The organism is Cupriavidus sp. R6-3, assembly GCF_059772245.1.
Genome location: NZ_JCBAJO010000025.1, coordinates 25,288 through 39,192, shown reverse-complemented (window position 1 = coordinate 39,192; position 13,905 = coordinate 25,288). Strand labels below are relative to the sequence as shown.

Genomic DNA, 13,905 nt, shown 5'->3' with positions numbered 1-13,905 from the left:
AGCGCGTTCTGCACGTTCATCAGCGTGCCGACCATGCAGATGCCAAGGCCGACGCCGGTCACGATCATCGCCGCCAGCAGCAGCGTCAGCGGGCTGGCCGGCGTCGCGGTCGACAACGCGGCCAGCCCCAGCGCCGCGGCGGCAAAGCCGACGCTCAAGAGCCCGCGCAGCCGGCCAAGCCGGGGCGCGAGCATCGCCACCACGAAGTTGCCGGCGACGGTCGACAGCAGGAAGGGCACCACCAGCATGCCCGACATCGCCGCATCGGCGCCGCGCACCAGCTGGAAATGCAGCGGCAGCGCGAAGACGCAGAGGAACAGCGCGGAAGCGGCCAGCGCCGAGGCGCAAACCCCCAATACATAACTGCGGTTGGCGAACAGGCGCGGCGGCAGCATCGGATCGCTGGCGCGCCGTTCCTGCCAGATCAACGCCAGCACGGCGAGGCCGGTCAGCGCGGCCAATCCGGCCATCGGCGCGGACAGCCAGTCGTACCGCTCGCCGCCCCAGCTCATCGCCAGCAGAAACGACACGATCGCCACGGTCAGCAGCAGCGCGCCGCCCCAATCGACGCGGGCCTTGCCGGCCGGCGCGGGCAGGGCGCGCAGGCCACGATGGCACAACCACATCGCCAGCAGGCCAAGCGGCAGATTGATCCAGAACAGCCAGCGCCACGACAGATGGTCGGACACCCAGCCGCCGACCAGCGGACCGGCTACCGACGCCACCGCCCATACCGCCGCCAGATAGCCCTGATAGCGCCCGCGCTGGCGCGGCGAGACTACGTCGGCGATGGCCGCCTGCGCCAGCGACATCAGGCCACCGCCGCCGATGCCCTGCAGCGCGCGAAAGAGAATCAGCTGCTGCAGCGAGCCCGCCAACGCGCAGGCCAGGGAGGCGAGTACGAACAGCGCGATCGCGACCAGCAGCAGCCGGCGCCGCCCGAACGAGTCCGACAGCTTGCCGTAGAGCGGCGTGGTGACGGTCGAGGTAATCAGATAGGCCGTGACGATCCAGGATAGATGGCCGAAGCCGTCGAGATCCTGCGCGATCGCCGGCACCGCCGGAATCACGACAGTCTGATCGAGTGCCGCAAGCAGGATGCACAGCACGATGCCGCCGATCACGCGCATGATCGCGCGGTGGTCCACTGCACCGGCAACGGCTTGCCCTGACGCGGGGACCGCGGTGCCGGACGGTGCAATCGAAGAAGGGGTGGAAGCGGAGGCGGGGGTAGGGCGGTCGGAAACGGCGGGGCGGGACATCGGAGCAGCGGCGGCGGGCGGCCGGGGAGAGCGGCCGGAGACGGCCCTGATGGACCGGCTTCATCTGTTATTCAGTAAACGCAGAATTATATTCGTTTACCGAATATGCCGCCCGCCCGCGCTGCGCTGCGGGGCGCTAGCGGCTGCCCGCGATGTACTGCTCCAGCTGTTCGATGATGAAGCGCTGCTCGGAGATGATGTCCTTGACCAGATCGCCGATCGACAGCATGCCGATCAGCTCGTCGTTTTCCATCACCGGCAGGTGGCGCAGCCGGTGCTGCGTCATCAGCGCCATGCATTCGTCGGTGGTCTGATCGGCGCGAACATAGACCACCGCGGTGGTCATGATGTCGCGCACCAGGGTTTCGCGGGACGTTCGCTGCATCAGAATGACCTTGCGCGCATAGTCGCGTTCGCTGAGGATGCCGACGATCTTGCCGTGCTCCATCACCAGCAGCGCGCCGATGCTCTTTTCCGCCATCAACTGGAGCGCGGCATAAACGGTCGCGCCCGGCTGGATGCTGTAGATGGCTTGCGTCGGTTTGGACGCAAGGACCTGTCGTGCAGTTTTCATCATCCACTCCTGGTCGGGTCGGGGAAGGACTGCGGCCCGCGCCGGCATCCGCGGCGGCGGGCGGTCCGCCAGTCGAGTCGGCGGTACGCCATTCCAGATTAGCAAAGGATCGTGAGGCGTCACAGGGTGACGGGGAAGAATCTTAGTGATGTGCATTTACCGGCATGTCGGCTTTCTTGCCCCACACGCGCGCCGGCTTGCGAGGCGCATCCGGCGCTTGCGCTCCGGCCGCACGCCGTTCCGTGGTCAGCGCATGGGCGCGCGCGACAAGGGCTAGCAGCTCGATCTGGCTGACACGGTCCCCATCGGGAAGGGCGGCAATGTTGCCCATGCACCGCAACATCGGACGGACTGCCGAGGTTGGCAAGCCGGGCAGGACGGCGGCGAGATCCTTCAGGTGCCGGCCGATCAGGTTGAGACCGTTCACGGTATTCGGGTCCACATCCGGGAGCGGCGTGGTGGGCCGCTCCATCGCGCCGGGATTGACCGCGGCAACGAGGGCGTCGGCCAGCTGCGTGGCGCCCTTCTCCAACCACTGCTGGAACGCCGAGCCGGCGGACAATCCGGCGGTCAGTTGCACGATGCGTCTTGCTGTGTCCATGTCGAAGCCATGTGTCCTGGCAAACCTGTCGCAGAGCGAGGCCACCATCTTGTCGCGCCGGCTTCGCGCCGGCGTGTCGGGGGCCAGGACGAGGGAACACAGCGGCTCGAGGATCAGTTCAAGCTGGTCGCGAGGCAGTGCCTCGGGCAAGCCGCGCAGTTGCTTGTCCACCAGCTTCAAGTCTTCGTCGGACACGACTGCATCGCGGAAGTCGAGGCTGGCGGGCAGGTCGGTGTTGGGGTTTGGAGAAGCGCGCAATGTCCGGCAGACTTCGTGCAGCCAGGCCAGCCGATCGTCGCCAGGCAGAAAGCCCTGTTCAGGGACGAGTCCGGCTCGTTCTTCCGGCCGCGTGAAATGCCCGACGGTATGTCGGACACGTGCGACGCGTACGGACCCGCACGGAAGCATCCGGCGCAAGGTTCGTACGATGGCGAGCCATTGCTGCCGCCATGTCATGTGCCTGAATGGCACTTCGACCAGGGCGCCCTCCCACCGTCCCGGTCTGCACTCGACCAGCTCGAAGCGATAGCGGCTGGAGCCAAGCTGAACGATGTGGTGGGAACTGTCGCGATGAAGAACCTGCAGAAGCTCGCCGGGATGGCGCTGCACGGCCTGGCGGACGTCCTGGATGCCGGCAAATCGATGGATGGTGAGAGGAACGCGCATGATGGATGGCAGGGTGGTGTCTGGCAGCGGGGCATGGCCAGCAGCACCGCCGTGAAGGACCGTCGTGCCGTTGCCACGCAGCGAACGCATGGCCGAAGTGTGACGAACTCGTCAAAAAAGAACTTTCGCCAATCTGCAGATTCCGCTTGAAGCGGCACGTCTTCGCAGGCGTGGACCTGCGTTTCGCGAACCATCGTCGGCAGTCGCGCGCAAGACCGCCCGCCAGCGCTGCGGGGATTTGCGGCATCATGGCGGCGTTGCCGATTTCATCGCGGGGCGATGCCGCCCCGCCCGCCGCCGTGCCCGCCAACGAAGTCCCTTCCCGCTCCAGCGATGCATTGCCCGCGCCCGGCGCATTCAATGCCTGCGCCCATTGCCTTGCGCTGGCCGCCGACATGCGCCGGCGCGAGCCGCATGAACGGCTGGCGTTGAAGCACACCGCGCCATTGGTCAGCCAGAGCGCGGCCGGTGTGCCGTTCAGCATGCTGACGTTCCAGTGCCGCGAGTGCGGCACCACCTGGCGCCTGTACGATCGGGCCAACGAGTTGTTCGTCTCCTGGGTGCCACAGTGGCAGCCCGGTGCCTTGGGCTAAGATAGCGCCCGACGCCGGCCTGGCGGATCCATGCCAAGGTCTTGCCTGCGGTCCAGCTGCATGATTCCTGTGTTATTCCGGCGTCATGGCTGCGTTATCGCTGCGTTGTCGTTGCGTTAAGCCGCTATGACCGCCGTATGACCGCCGTATGACCGCCGTATGACCGCCGTATGACCGCCCTGTGACCCCCATTTCCCGGCCAACTTCCTACAAATCCCTGTCGCTGCCACCATGCCTTTCGCCTTCCGCCTGCCCGGACTCGCCGCCCTTGCCGCCGTCACGTCGTTTGCCGCCATCGGCAGCGCGCCGGCGTCCGCCGCCGACAACTATCCGTCGCGCCCGATCCGCCTGATCGTCGCCTATCCGACCGGCGGCATCAGCGATACGGTGGCGCGTGCGCTCGCCGAGCGGCTGTCCGACCAGATGGGGACGTCGGTGGTGGTCGAGAACAAGGCAGGCGCCGGCGGCAGCATCGGCATGGACGCGGTCGCCAAGGCGGCGCCGGACGGCTACACGATCGGTTTTTCGTCGACCAGTCCGCTGACCTTGAACCCGCACGTCGGCAAGGTGCATTACGACCCGCAGCGCGATATCGCACCGGTGATGAGCGTGATGTATTCCCCGGTGATCGTGGTCGCCACGTCCAGCTTCACCGGCAAGAGCTTCCAGGATCTGGTCGCGCAGGCCAAGGCCAAGCCCGGCTCGGTCCGGTGGGCGACCTCGGGCCTCGGCACGGTCGGCCATGTCGTGCTGGAGCAGGTCAAGGCCAGGTCGCAAGCGGACCTGACGCTGATTCCGTACAAGGGCGCCGGCCAGCAGATGAACGACGCGCTCGGTGGCCAGTTCGAGGTGATGAGCACCAATGCCAGCCCGGCGCTGACCCAGCAGATGCAGGCCGGACGTCTGCGTGCGCTGGCGGTCGGCGCTCCGAAGCGCATCGACGCGCTGGCCGAGGTGCCGACCTTCGCCGAACTGGGCTATCCGAAGGCCAATCTGACTTCGACCTTCGGCGTGTTCGCGCCCGGCAAGACGCCGGCCGCGATCGTCGCCCGTCTCAATGCCGAACTGAACAAGGCGCTGGCCGCGCCGGAGGTCCGTGAACGCCTGCTCAAGGGCGGCGAGGTGCCGACCGGCGGCAGCGCGGCACAGTTTGCCGCCGCGATCCGCGCCGAGTACGACGACAACGGCCGCATCGTCAAGGAAGCCGGCATCAAGGCGGACTGAGCCGCCGCGCGGGCCCGGTCGCCGCGACTGCCGTCCCACCATCGCACGATCGCTCGCGCCCTCATGCCGGCGATTGCGGATCGCAGCCGGGCTCGGCCGCCTCGGCCGCGGCCCAGCGCGCCAATGCCGTCAGCTCGTCCGGTTCGGTCAGCAAGCCATCCTCGTCGAGCAGGCAGAACGCGATCAGCCCACCCATCAGCCCGCCCGCTGCGGGCGCCAGCCAGAACAGCCACAGCTGCGCCATCGCCCAGCCCTGCACGAACAGCGCCTGGCCGGTGGCGCGGGCTGGATTGAGCGCGGCATAGGTGACCGGCAAGGCGAGCAGATGCGCCATCGCCAGCGCCGGCCCCAGCACCACGGGGCCCGCCGCGATCAGCCGCCGCCGGCGCGTGACACTGGCGGTCACCAGCGCCAGCATCGCCGTCGCCGCGAATTCGATCGCCAGGGCGCTCGGCATGTCGTAGCCCGCGGGCGAATGCAGACCGTAGCCGTTGGCGGCGAAGCGCTCGGAGGACAAGGCGAAATCCGGCCGGCCCTGCGCCGCCAGCATCAGCAAGGTCGCCGCCGCCACGGCACCCACCAGCTGTGCGATGCCGTAGGGAATCACCTCGCGCCACGGAAAGCGCCGTGCCGCCGCCAGTCCGATGCTGATGGCCGGATTCAGGTGCGCGCCGGAGATCGGTCCGACCGCCCGTGCCATCGCATAGGCCGCCAGCCCGAAGGCGAGCGCGATGCACAGCAGGTCCGCGGCGGTGTCCGGCTTGCAGCCGGCCAGCACCACCACGCCGCATCCGGCAAAGATCAAGCCGAAAGTGCCGACCGCTTCCGCGAGCAGCCTTCTGGCGAGAGAGGCCATGGTTCGCTCCTTAGATGGGGTCGACCACATCGAGCCGGCAGCCGGCCGAATACACCGTGGTCAGCCGCACACCGTTGTGCGGCCACAGGGCCAGCTTGGTCCGCACGCGCGACAGATGGCTGTCGAGCGTGCGGGAACCGTCGGGCAGCGGGCGGCGCCAGACCTCGTGGATCATGGTCTGGCGCAGCACCAGCTGGCCGAGATGCCGGAACAGCAGAATCGCCAGATCGAATTCCTTGGGTGACAGCATGACGGGGGCGCCCGTCAGATACGCGCGCCGGTCGGTGGTCGAAAAACGGTAGGCGCCGACCGACAGATCGAAGCACCCTTCGCCCGTCTCGAGCATTCGCCGCGCCAGTGCCTGAACGCGCGCGGCCAGTTCCGCCCGCCGCACCGGCTTGGTGATGAACGCGTCGGCGCCTTCGGCAAGACCGCGACACAGCTGGCACTCCTCGGTGCCATCGCCGAGCAGCATCACCGGCAAGCGGCTGCCCAATGTACGCCGTACCCACAGCAGCACGTCCTGCGCGGCGATTCCCGGCACCTCCCAATCCAGCAGCAGCATGTCGAACGCTTCCTGGCGCAAGGCCATCATCAGGGTCCGTCCCTCCCGGAAGCGGATGCATCGATGGCCTTGCAGGCTGAGCGTTTGCTCCAGCACGACGGCTTGCGTGGGATCGTCCTGCAGCGCGGCGATTCTCATGGCGTCTGCTCTCCTCGCGTGTCGATTCGATTGCGCGCGGGTCGCGGCGGCACCCGGGCGCGACAAGGAAGTTTGCCGGCAGGGCTATCGCCGATCACCGGCCATGGCCGCGGATCGCGAGAGCGCATGCATTCGCCTTCGCGGTCGATCGCCACTGGCTTCGGCGCGGCGATTTCCATCCGCGCAGGCATCGTACGTTCAGACCTCGGTATGCCGAAAGTGAGATTTTGTTGAAACCTCAAATTGAGGCAATTCCTATTTGTAAACGGCCGCGCGCCGTCTTAAATGCGGGGTGGTTCGATGCTCGATGGGAAGGGGCCGGCCGCACGCAAGCCGGCGTTCGATCGCTCTACACCGTGAACGGAGTTTGCGCATGAAGATCGCATCGCTCGAAGACGAACCCGCGCAGGCCGCGTGGATTCAGCAAATCGTGACCGAGGCCGGCCATTGCTGCGTCAGCTTCGGGCTGAGCCGGCAGTTGCTGCTGCGCTTGCGCGACGAGAGTTTCGATCTGTTGCTGCTCGATTGGCAGATGCCGGACATGAGCGGCAAGGAAGTTCTGCACTGGACCCGCGCCAATCTGGACCGGCGCGTGCCGGTGATGTTCCTGACCTGCCGCGGCGCCGAAGAAGATGTGGTCAGCGGCTTGTGCGCCGGGGCCGACGACTACATGGTCAAGCCGATCCGCCCGGGCGAGCTGACCGCGCGCATCCAGTCCCTGCTGCGCCGTACCGACAGCCACCGCGCCGGCACCGACGCACGGGTCAGCCTGGGCGGTTATGTGTTCGACAGCGCCGCGCGTACCGTCACGCTGAACGGCTGCCCGGTCGAATTGACGCCGAAGGAATTCGACCTCGCGCTGCTGCTGTTTCGCAACGAGGGCCGCATCGTGGCCCGCAACTATATCGTTGCCGCGGTCTGGGGCAGGGAGATTTCCCCGTTGTCGCGCACCATCGATACCCATATGTCACGCGTGCGCAGCAAGCTGGGCTTGCGCGCCGAGCGCGGTTTCCGGCTGATGCCGGTCTATACCCACGGCTATCGGCTGGAGGCGGTGTCCTTGCCATGAGACTGCGCGACTGGTTTGCACGCCTCGCGGCATGGCGCCGCCGTTGGGTCCGCAGCGCGGCGCGGCGCGGCGATCCGATATGGCGCACGGTGGTGCATGGCCTCGCGCACGACCTGCGCGTTCCGCCCACCGACATGCTGGCGCTCGCGGGGCTGTATCGCGCCGGTGCACTTGCCGGGCCTGCGTTCGCCGTGCAGGTCGTTGCGCACGCGCGCGAGGCGCTGACCCGGGTCGACGAACTGGGCTGCCTGATCGAGGAGGCCGTTCACCGGTATCGCCACGAAGCGGTCGATCTGGCGGCACTGATCGCGGCATGCCTCGATGCGGCATGGAGCGCAGCCGATGAGACGGGCGTGGTCCTGCATTGCGAGGACCTGCCGACCTTCACATGGGTCGATGGCGATGCCCGCATGCTGGAGATGGCGGTTACCCGGCTGCTGGCCCGCGCGATTCTCAATGCCTCGCCCGGCGCGGCCGTGCATCTGCGGATCGGCGTCACGCGCGGTGTCGGCTGGGTCGAGATCGCGACAGCGGCCGCATCGCCCGATGCCGTCGTCGCCGCGCTGTCACGCAGTGCCCCGGCCGGAATGTTCGTGCGTCGCGTGATGCGATGCCACCGGGGCAGGATGACGCTGCGCAAGGAGGGCGGGGCTGCCATCTGGCGGCTGGTGCTGCCCCAAAACAAGAAAGCACCCGAAGGTGCTTTCCTGCCTGTCGATCGGTAAAAAAACGATGCCGATCAGAAGATGTGGCGGATACCCACGGCCACGCCGGTCTGGTTGCTCTTGCCCGGCAGTTCGGTGCGAGCACCGTCCTTGACCTTGTTGTAATCGACCGTACCGTAGACCTGGGTACGCTTGGACAGCGCGTACTCGGCCAGCAGCACGCCGGTGTAGCGCTTGCCGTCGTTGCCGGCAACGCCGTCCTTGTTGTCGATGTCGTCGTAGTAGAACGCGCCGGTCAGGGCCAGGGCCGGGGTCAGCTGGTAGCTGGCGCCAACGTAACCGATCTTGTCCTTGCGCGGGTTGGCAGCGTGGTTGCCGCCCACCGGAATCGGGTTGCCGGTGGTGGCCTGGTCCGGGTTCAGGAAGCCGTTGTCGATCACGCCGGTGTGGTCCTTGCCGCCGATATAGCCGACGAACAGCTTGGCTGCGCCGATGGTGTACTTACCGGCCACGCCCCACATCTGCTGCTTGTTCTCGTTGATGTCGCGGATTTCCTGGTACACGCCGCCGATGCCGAACGGGCCAAAGGCGTACGAGGCGCGGGCACCCCAGTACTGGTTGGTGCGGACGCTGCCGGCTTGTTCGCCGAAGCCATAGCTGGCGCCGACGTTCAGGCCGCCGAACTTGCCGTCGTAGCTGATGACGTTGTCACGGCGCAGCTGGGTCAGGAAGAACGGCCAGGCGTTGTTGTTGTAGTTGCCGATCGTCAGCGGATCGTAATCACCGAACAGGTTGAAGCCCTCGGTGTATTGACGGCCCAGCTTGATGGTGCCGAAGTCGCCGGACAGGCCGACGTAAGCCTGGCGGCCGAACAGCGTGCCGGTGGCCTGGTTGCCGCGGCCGGTGTCCGGATCGAAGCCGTTTTCCAGCTGGAAGATCGCCTTCAGGTTGTTGCCCAGGGCTTCGCTGCCCTTGATGCCCCAGCGGCTGTTGGTGATGGCGCCGTTGGTCAGTTCGACCAGACCGTCATCGTTGGCGTTGGCGTTGGTGGTGTAGCGGATGCTCTGGTCGACGATCCCGTACAGCGTGACCGAGGTTTGTGCGTAGGCGCTGCCGGCGAGCAGGGTGCCGAGTGCGAGAGTCAAGGCCGATTTCTTCATGGTGCTCCTTTTCTGTCTTGTGGTTCTGTCGCCGGATCGCGGCGGCATTTATTGGCTCTACGTTGTCGGTAGACGCCGCGAAAATTTATCAAAACGTAAACGGTTCCGACACCAATCCGTGCTCGGGCGGCGCCGAATGGACGCGGCTGGTGCAATTCCGTTGTCAGGCCGCGACAGTTGCCCGCAATGGTGCATTGCGGCGTGCAAACTCGCGCCGGCGAGGGCGTGGGGAAACCGAAAGGAAGGGAGGCGGGGAGGGCGGGGGCGTCCGCATCGGGACACCCCGCCAAAGGGGGGAGGCGGCCGGACCGGGCGGTCCGCCGCCGGCGGTCAGCTCTGCGGGATCTCGATCTTGACCTCGAGCACCTCGAGGTTGTCCTGGCGCTCGAGACTGACGCGCAGGTCCTGGTCGCCGATCTTCACGTACTTCGAAATCACGGCAACGAGCTCGCGCTGCAGTGCCGGCAGATAATCGGCCGGCGCGGAATGGCCGGTGCGTTCATGGGCGAGGATGATCTGCAGCCGCTCCTTGGCGACCGACGCGGACTTCTTTTTCTCCCCGAGCAGGAAGGACAGGATCGACATGGGGATGAGCCCTCCTTACTTGTTGCCGAACAGGCGCGACAGCAGGCCCGGCTTCTGATAATCGACGAAGCGCATCGGCTTTTCCTTGCCGAGGAAGCGGTCCACCACGTCGCCGTAGGCGTCGGCGACGTCCGTGCCCTCCAGATGGATGGCCGGCGTGCCCTGGTTCGAGGCGTGCAGCACGGCCTCGGACTCCGGAATCACGCCGATCAGCTTGATGCGCAGGATTTCCTGGATGTCGGTCAGCGACAGCATCTCGCCGCCGTGCACGCGCTTCGGGTTGTAGCGCGTGATCAGCAGGTGTTCCTTGATCGGCTCGCCTTCGCTGGCGCGCTTGGTCTTGGACGCCAGGATGCCCAGGATCCGGTCGGAGTCGCGCACCGACGAGACTTCCGGATTGGTGACGATCAGCGCCTCGTCGGCGAAGTACATCGCCATCAGCGCGCCGGTCTCGATGCCGGCCGGCGAATCGCAGACGATGTATTCGAAGTCCATGTCGATCAGGTTCTTGATCACCTTCTCGACGCCCTCGTGCGTCAGCGCTTCCTTGTCGCGGGTCTGCGAGGCCGGCAGGATGAACAGGTTCTCGCACTTCTTGTCCTTGATCAGCGCCTGGTGCAGATTGGCTTCGCCCTGCACCACGTTGATCAGGTCGTAGACCACCCGGCGCTCGCAACCCATGATCAGGTCGAGGTTGCGCAGGCCGACGTCGAAGTCGATCACGGCGGTCTTGTGGCCGCGCAGGGCCAGCCCGGCGGCGAAGCTCGCGCTGGTGGTGGTCTTGCCGACGCCTCCCTTGCCGGAGGTCACAACGATGATTTTTGCCATGGCTCTTGGTCCAGTAATAGGGTTGAAGCTTGCGCTGCGATGTTGCGGGACTCGGCCGGACTCACTTCATGCGAAGCGGCTCGAGAATCAGGGTTTCGTCGGCAAGCCGGACCTGCGCGGGTTTGCCCAGCACGTCGGGCGGCAGGCTCTGTTCGGCGGTCCGGTAGATGCCGGCGATCGAAATCAGTTCGGGCTCCAGGCAGGTGCAGAAAATGCGCGCGTCCGGATTGCCCTTGACCCCCGCCAGCGCACGGCCGCGCAGCGGGGCGTAAATATGGATATTGCCTTCGGCGATGACCTCGGCGCCGAAGCTGACCACGTCCATGATGACGACGTCGCCGTGCGCGTAGATCTGCTGGCCCGAGCGTAGCGGCCTGTCGATCAGCAGCGTCGTGGCGGCGCGCGGCGGCTCGGGCGCCGGGGCCGGGGCGGGAGCGGAGGCTTCGCTGGGGGCAGCGGCCGGCTCGGCCTCGCGCGCGGCGCCGGTACGTCCATTGCCGCGGCGGCTCTGGCTGTCCAGCATCGGCAGCCCGCAGGCCTGGGCCCAGTCGTGCTGCTCCTGGCGCGCCACCACGCCGATCGCGCGGGCCTTCAGCGTGGACAGTGTGTCGATCACCGCGCCCAGTTCCGGGCGCTGGCCGTCTTCCAGCGAGCGCAGGTCCAGCGCGATGACATCGTTCGAGAAGAAATCGGGGGTGGCTTCGAAGCGCGACAGCAGATCGTCTCGCAGCGCCGAGGTATCCGCGGTATGGAGCGCAAGAAGGAGGGCGTCGACGTTGCCACTACGCAGCTCGAAGTGTGGCGATTTCTTCTGGGACATAGCCGGGTAAGCGTGGAAATATCGCATTCTAACTGCCTCTTCCCGGCTAACTGTAACAATTGTCGATCAGGTGACCTGCAGGGCGCGATGTTTTGCTGCGCGGGGCGGCAGGGGCCGCAGGGGACCGACGGATTCGCCGCAAGGCCGGCCTTCGTTCTTCACCGGCGCCGCCGCTTGTTACGATTGCGCATCCTGACCGAGGAGCATTCATGGGTGCGATCGTCAATTGCGTGGCCTACCGCGGCGGCAAGCGGCTGGGCGAGGTCTCGTTGGAGGACATCAGCGAGGTACTGAAGACGCCGGACACCTTCGTCTGGCTGGGCCTGTACGAACCGGATCTCGCGCTGCTGCGCCAGGCGCAGCTCGAGTTCGGTCTGCACGACCTGGCGGTCGAGGACGCGCTGAACGCCCATCAGCGCCCCAAGCTGGAGGCTTACGGCGACAGCGTCTTCATCGTTCTCAATACTGCCCAGCTGGTCGGCGACAACGTCGAGATCGGCGAAACGCATCTGTTCGTCGGCCCCAACTACGTGGTGTCGGTCCGCCACGGGGCCAGTAGCACCTACGCCCCCGTGCGCGATCGCTGCGCGCACGAGCCGCACGCGCTGGCCAATGGGCCCGGCTACGTACTGTATGCGCTGATGGATTTCGTGGTCGATCACTACATGCCGATCGTCAACGGGCTCGAAGACACCTTCGAGCAGCTCGAGCAGGGCCTGTTCCGCGACCAGTTCGACCGGAACGCGATCGAGCGGCTGTACCACATCAAGCGGCAGGTGCTGCGGCTGCGCAATGCGGTCTATCCGATCGAGGAGATGTGCGGGCAGTTGATCCGCCTGCACGAGGAACTGGTGCCCAAGGATCTGCGCGCCTATTTCCGCGACGTCGAGGACCACGCCAGCCGGCTGCTGAGAACGCTCGATGTCGTGCGCGAAATGCTGACGACCGCGGTGCAGGTCAATCTGGCGTTGGTCACGGTGGGACAGAACGAGGTGGTCAAGCGGCTCGCCGGCTGGGGTGCCATTCTCGCGATCCCGACGGTGGTATTCAGCCTGTACGGCATGAACTTCGAATTCATGCCGGAGCTGAAACTGCCTTTCGCCTATCCGGCCGTGGTCGCCGGCACCGCGCTGGCCTGCACGGCGCTCTGGCGCAAGCTGCATCGGGCGGGGTGGGTTTGATCCAAGTCGCTGTTATGCAGTGCTGCCCGCTCAGGTCGAATGTTTCACCCGCTTTGGATACTGCTGGCGAGAGTGCATGACACGAAGTATCTGTATCTCTGCGTTGACGAGCCGATAAACCACGTAGTAGTTCGGATGGATAACCAGCTCCCGGGTGCCGCTGACACGGCCGCGTCGATATAGATACGGACGATCCGGCAGGGCAGCCGTCATCCGGTCAATGTCCTCGTATAGCGAATATGCTGCCTGGGCATTGTGCTCGGCGATATGGGACAGGATGGTATCGAGGTCCGCAAGCGCGGAATCGAGCCAATGAACCCGAGGCATTGCCTGGCTTCTACTGGTAATCGTGACAGGGAAGGGGCGGGCCGTTACTGGGGCTTGTCGGACCCGGCGGCACCCATCTTGAGCAAGCGGGTGCGGATGTGCGCCATTGCTTCCCGGTGCGGAATGAAGGTGGCGTCGGGCGAATCGGCCGCACGAATGGCGGCTTCAACCTCGGTCCGGAACCAGCGGTCATATTCCGCTGCTTCTTCGGCACTCTTGAATTTGGGCTGGAGGGGAGAACTTGCGTCGCTCATGCGGGGCAGTATAAAGCCGCCGAGTCGTGCAGTACTTGAATTCATATCGTGGCTGAACATGGCTGGGTGGGATACCCAGGTACTCCGAAAAAAAACCGGCCACCACCCCCGGTGCCGGGGCGCGACGTTGCGATGGTGGTGGCCGGTCCGCGCAAGCTGCCCGTGTGGTGAACAACGGAAGGGCATGTTACGAGCGCGGCGCTCGATCGTTTTCGGGAACGGCCCGTGGCTTTTGCATTTGGCGCGCGGAGGCGCACGCGTCACGCAAAAACTGCGCGCTTTGCACATTCGCGATGGCAGCGATGCAGGGCAGGGCAGCGCATAGACGGCGAAAAGACGGCAAACGAGCGGCAAACGAGCGGCAAACAGGCCTGGAACAAGCGGGGAACAAGCGGGGAACAAGGGACAACAAGCGGGAACAAGCGGCGAGCGCGCGGCGCCAGGCGTCGGAATGCAATTTGCATCCTCGTGCGAATCCATCTTTCGGAGGAGCGACGATGAACGATCCGCACGATCTGTCGGCGGTCGCCGCCACGT

The 13,905-nt window shown here is 66.0% G+C and carries 16 protein-coding genes; 5 read left to right on the top strand and 11 right to left on the bottom strand.

The features are described from left to right. The 3 genes from AC6EI8_RS07310 to AC6EI8_RS07300 form a co-directional block, all read right to left on the bottom strand. On the bottom strand, positions 1-1,130 hold a 1,130-nt coding region (locus tag AC6EI8_RS07310; protein WP_498381615.1), incomplete at its 3' end, for an MFS transporter. A 268-nt stretch (positions 1,131-1,398) separates the two neighbouring features. Then, positions 1,399-1,836, bottom strand: coding sequence for a CBS domain-containing protein (locus tag AC6EI8_RS07305; protein ID WP_149317615.1), 438 nt, complete (start codon positions 1,834-1,836; stop codon positions 1,399-1,401). Positions 1,837-1,978: 142 nt separating this feature from the next. Next, a complete protein-coding gene (locus AC6EI8_RS07300) occupies positions 1,979-3,193 on the bottom strand; it encodes a hypothetical protein (protein WP_226107877.1) in 1,215 nt (404 codons plus the stop codon). A 158-nt stretch (positions 3,194-3,351) separates the two neighbouring features. Here AC6EI8_RS07300 and AC6EI8_RS07295 point away from each other — a divergent pair, with 158 nt between their 5' ends. Further along, complete coding sequence (locus AC6EI8_RS07295) at positions 3,352-3,696, top strand: hypothetical protein (protein ID WP_370639559.1); 345 nt, start codon at positions 3,352-3,354, stop codon at positions 3,694-3,696. 231 nt (positions 3,697-3,927) lie between these two features. After that, entirely contained in the window at positions 3,928-4,920 is a 993-nt protein-coding gene (locus AC6EI8_RS07290; RefSeq protein WP_498381613.1) for a Bug family tripartite tricarboxylate transporter substrate binding protein, read from the top strand. Positions 4,921-4,981: 61 nt separating this feature from the next. On the opposite strand, the gene AC6EI8_RS07285 is transcribed toward AC6EI8_RS07290, so the two are convergent. Both AC6EI8_RS07285 and AC6EI8_RS07280 read right to left on the bottom strand, forming a co-directional pair. After that, the gene (locus tag AC6EI8_RS07285; protein ID WP_498381612.1) at positions 4,982-5,776 is read right to left on the bottom strand and encodes an aquaporin; all 795 of its coding nucleotides are present in this window, start codon (positions 5,774-5,776) and stop codon (positions 4,982-4,984) included. Between the two features lie 10 nt (positions 5,777-5,786). Next, positions 5,787-6,545: a response regulator transcription factor gene (locus tag AC6EI8_RS07280; protein WP_498381611.1), complete on the bottom strand. Its 759-nt coding sequence runs from the start codon at positions 6,543-6,545 to the stop codon at positions 5,787-5,789. A 307-nt stretch (positions 6,546-6,852) separates the two neighbouring features. Here AC6EI8_RS07280 and AC6EI8_RS07275 point away from each other — a divergent pair, with 307 nt between their 5' ends. Together AC6EI8_RS07275 and AC6EI8_RS07270 are read left to right on the top strand one after the other, a co-directional pair. Further along, positions 6,853-7,548, top strand: coding sequence for a response regulator transcription factor (locus AC6EI8_RS07275; RefSeq protein WP_149317391.1), 696 nt, complete (start codon positions 6,853-6,855; stop codon positions 7,546-7,548). Then, complete coding sequence (locus tag AC6EI8_RS07270; protein ID WP_498381610.1) at positions 7,545-8,273, top strand: hypothetical protein; 729 nt, start codon at positions 7,545-7,547, stop codon at positions 8,271-8,273. Before AC6EI8_RS07275 ends, AC6EI8_RS07270 begins: the two co-directional genes overlap by 4 nt. A gap of 14 nt (positions 8,274-8,287) precedes the next feature. On the opposite strand, the gene AC6EI8_RS07265 is transcribed toward AC6EI8_RS07270, so the two are convergent. The 4 genes from AC6EI8_RS07265 to minC all read right to left on the bottom strand — a co-directional run bounded on the left by AC6EI8_RS07265 (position 8,288) and on the right by minC (position 11,606). Next, a complete protein-coding gene (locus AC6EI8_RS07265) occupies positions 8,288-9,373 on the bottom strand; it encodes a porin (protein WP_149317389.1) in 1,086 nt (361 codons plus the stop codon). 330 nt (positions 9,374-9,703) lie between these two features. Then, positions 9,704-9,958 (bottom strand): cell division topological specificity factor MinE, encoded by a 255-nt coding sequence (gene minE, locus AC6EI8_RS07260; RefSeq protein ID WP_006578294.1) that lies wholly within the window; start codon positions 9,956-9,958, stop codon positions 9,704-9,706. A gap of 15 nt (positions 9,959-9,973) precedes the next feature. After that, positions 9,974-10,786 (bottom strand): septum site-determining protein MinD, encoded by an 813-nt coding sequence (gene minD, locus AC6EI8_RS07255; RefSeq protein WP_149317388.1) that lies wholly within the window; start codon positions 10,784-10,786, stop codon positions 9,974-9,976. Between the two features lie 61 nt (positions 10,787-10,847). Then, positions 10,848-11,606, bottom strand: coding sequence for a septum site-determining protein MinC (gene minC, locus AC6EI8_RS07250; protein WP_498381608.1), 759 nt, complete (start codon positions 11,604-11,606; stop codon positions 10,848-10,850). A 209-nt stretch (positions 11,607-11,815) separates the two neighbouring features. On the opposite strand from minC, the gene AC6EI8_RS07245 reads away from it, so the two are divergent. Next, entirely contained in the window at positions 11,816-12,787 is a 972-nt protein-coding gene (locus AC6EI8_RS07245) for a magnesium and cobalt transport protein CorA (RefSeq protein WP_149317386.1), read from the top strand. A gap of 30 nt (positions 12,788-12,817) precedes the next feature. Here AC6EI8_RS07245 and AC6EI8_RS07240 read toward each other — a convergent pair whose 3' ends face one another. Next, positions 12,818-13,114: a type II toxin-antitoxin system RelE/ParE family toxin gene (locus AC6EI8_RS07240; RefSeq protein ID WP_498381607.1), complete on the bottom strand. Its 297-nt coding sequence runs from the start codon at positions 13,112-13,114 to the stop codon at positions 12,818-12,820. Positions 13,115-13,158: 44 nt separating this feature from the next. After that, positions 13,159-13,428: a hypothetical protein gene (locus AC6EI8_RS07235; RefSeq protein WP_223129674.1), complete on the bottom strand. Its 270-nt coding sequence runs from the start codon at positions 13,426-13,428 to the stop codon at positions 13,159-13,161. Between the last annotated feature and the right edge of the window lie 477 nt (positions 13,429-13,905).

Bases quoted from the DNA above. Each gene is read 5' to 3' on its own strand.
- AC6EI8_RS07305 (WP_149317615.1), bottom strand. From the start codon at position 1,836: ATGAAAACTGCACGACAGGTCCTTGCGTCCAAACCGACGCAAGCCATC.
- AC6EI8_RS07300 (WP_226107877.1), bottom strand. From the start codon at position 3,193: ATGCGTTCGCTGCGTGGCAACGGCACGACGGTCCTTCACGGCGGTGCT.
- AC6EI8_RS07295 (WP_370639559.1), top strand. From the start codon at position 3,352: ATGGCGGCGTTGCCGATTTCATCGCGGGGCGATGCCGCCCCGCCCGCC.
- AC6EI8_RS07290 (WP_498381613.1), top strand. From the start codon at position 3,928: ATGCCTTTCGCCTTCCGCCTGCCCGGACTCGCCGCCCTTGCCGCCGTC.
- AC6EI8_RS07285 (WP_498381612.1), bottom strand. From the start codon at position 5,776: ATGGCCTCTCTCGCCAGAAGGCTGCTCGCGGAAGCGGTCGGCACTTTC.
- AC6EI8_RS07275 (WP_149317391.1), top strand. From the start codon at position 6,853: ATGAAGATCGCATCGCTCGAAGACGAACCCGCGCAGGCCGCGTGGATT.
- AC6EI8_RS07270 (WP_498381610.1), top strand. From the start codon at position 7,545: ATGAGACTGCGCGACTGGTTTGCACGCCTCGCGGCATGGCGCCGCCGT.
- AC6EI8_RS07265 (WP_149317389.1), bottom strand. From the start codon at position 9,373: ATGAAGAAATCGGCCTTGACTCTCGCACTCGGCACCCTGCTCGCCGGC.
- minE (WP_006578294.1), bottom strand. From the start codon at position 9,958: ATGTCGATCCTGTCCTTCCTGCTCGGGGAGAAAAAGAAGTCCGCGTCG.
- minD (WP_149317388.1), bottom strand. From the start codon at position 10,786: ATGGCAAAAATCATCGTTGTGACCTCCGGCAAGGGAGGCGTCGGCAAG.
- minC (WP_498381608.1), bottom strand. From the start codon at position 11,606: ATGTCCCAGAAGAAATCGCCACACTTCGAGCTGCGTAGTGGCAACGTC.
- AC6EI8_RS07245 (WP_149317386.1), top strand. From the start codon at position 11,816: ATGGGTGCGATCGTCAATTGCGTGGCCTACCGCGGCGGCAAGCGGCTG.
- AC6EI8_RS07240 (WP_498381607.1), bottom strand. From the start codon at position 13,114: ATGCCTCGGGTTCATTGGCTCGATTCCGCGCTTGCGGACCTCGATACC.
- AC6EI8_RS07235 (WP_223129674.1), bottom strand. From the start codon at position 13,428: ATGTTCAGCCACGATATGAATTCAAGTACTGCACGACTCGGCGGCTTT.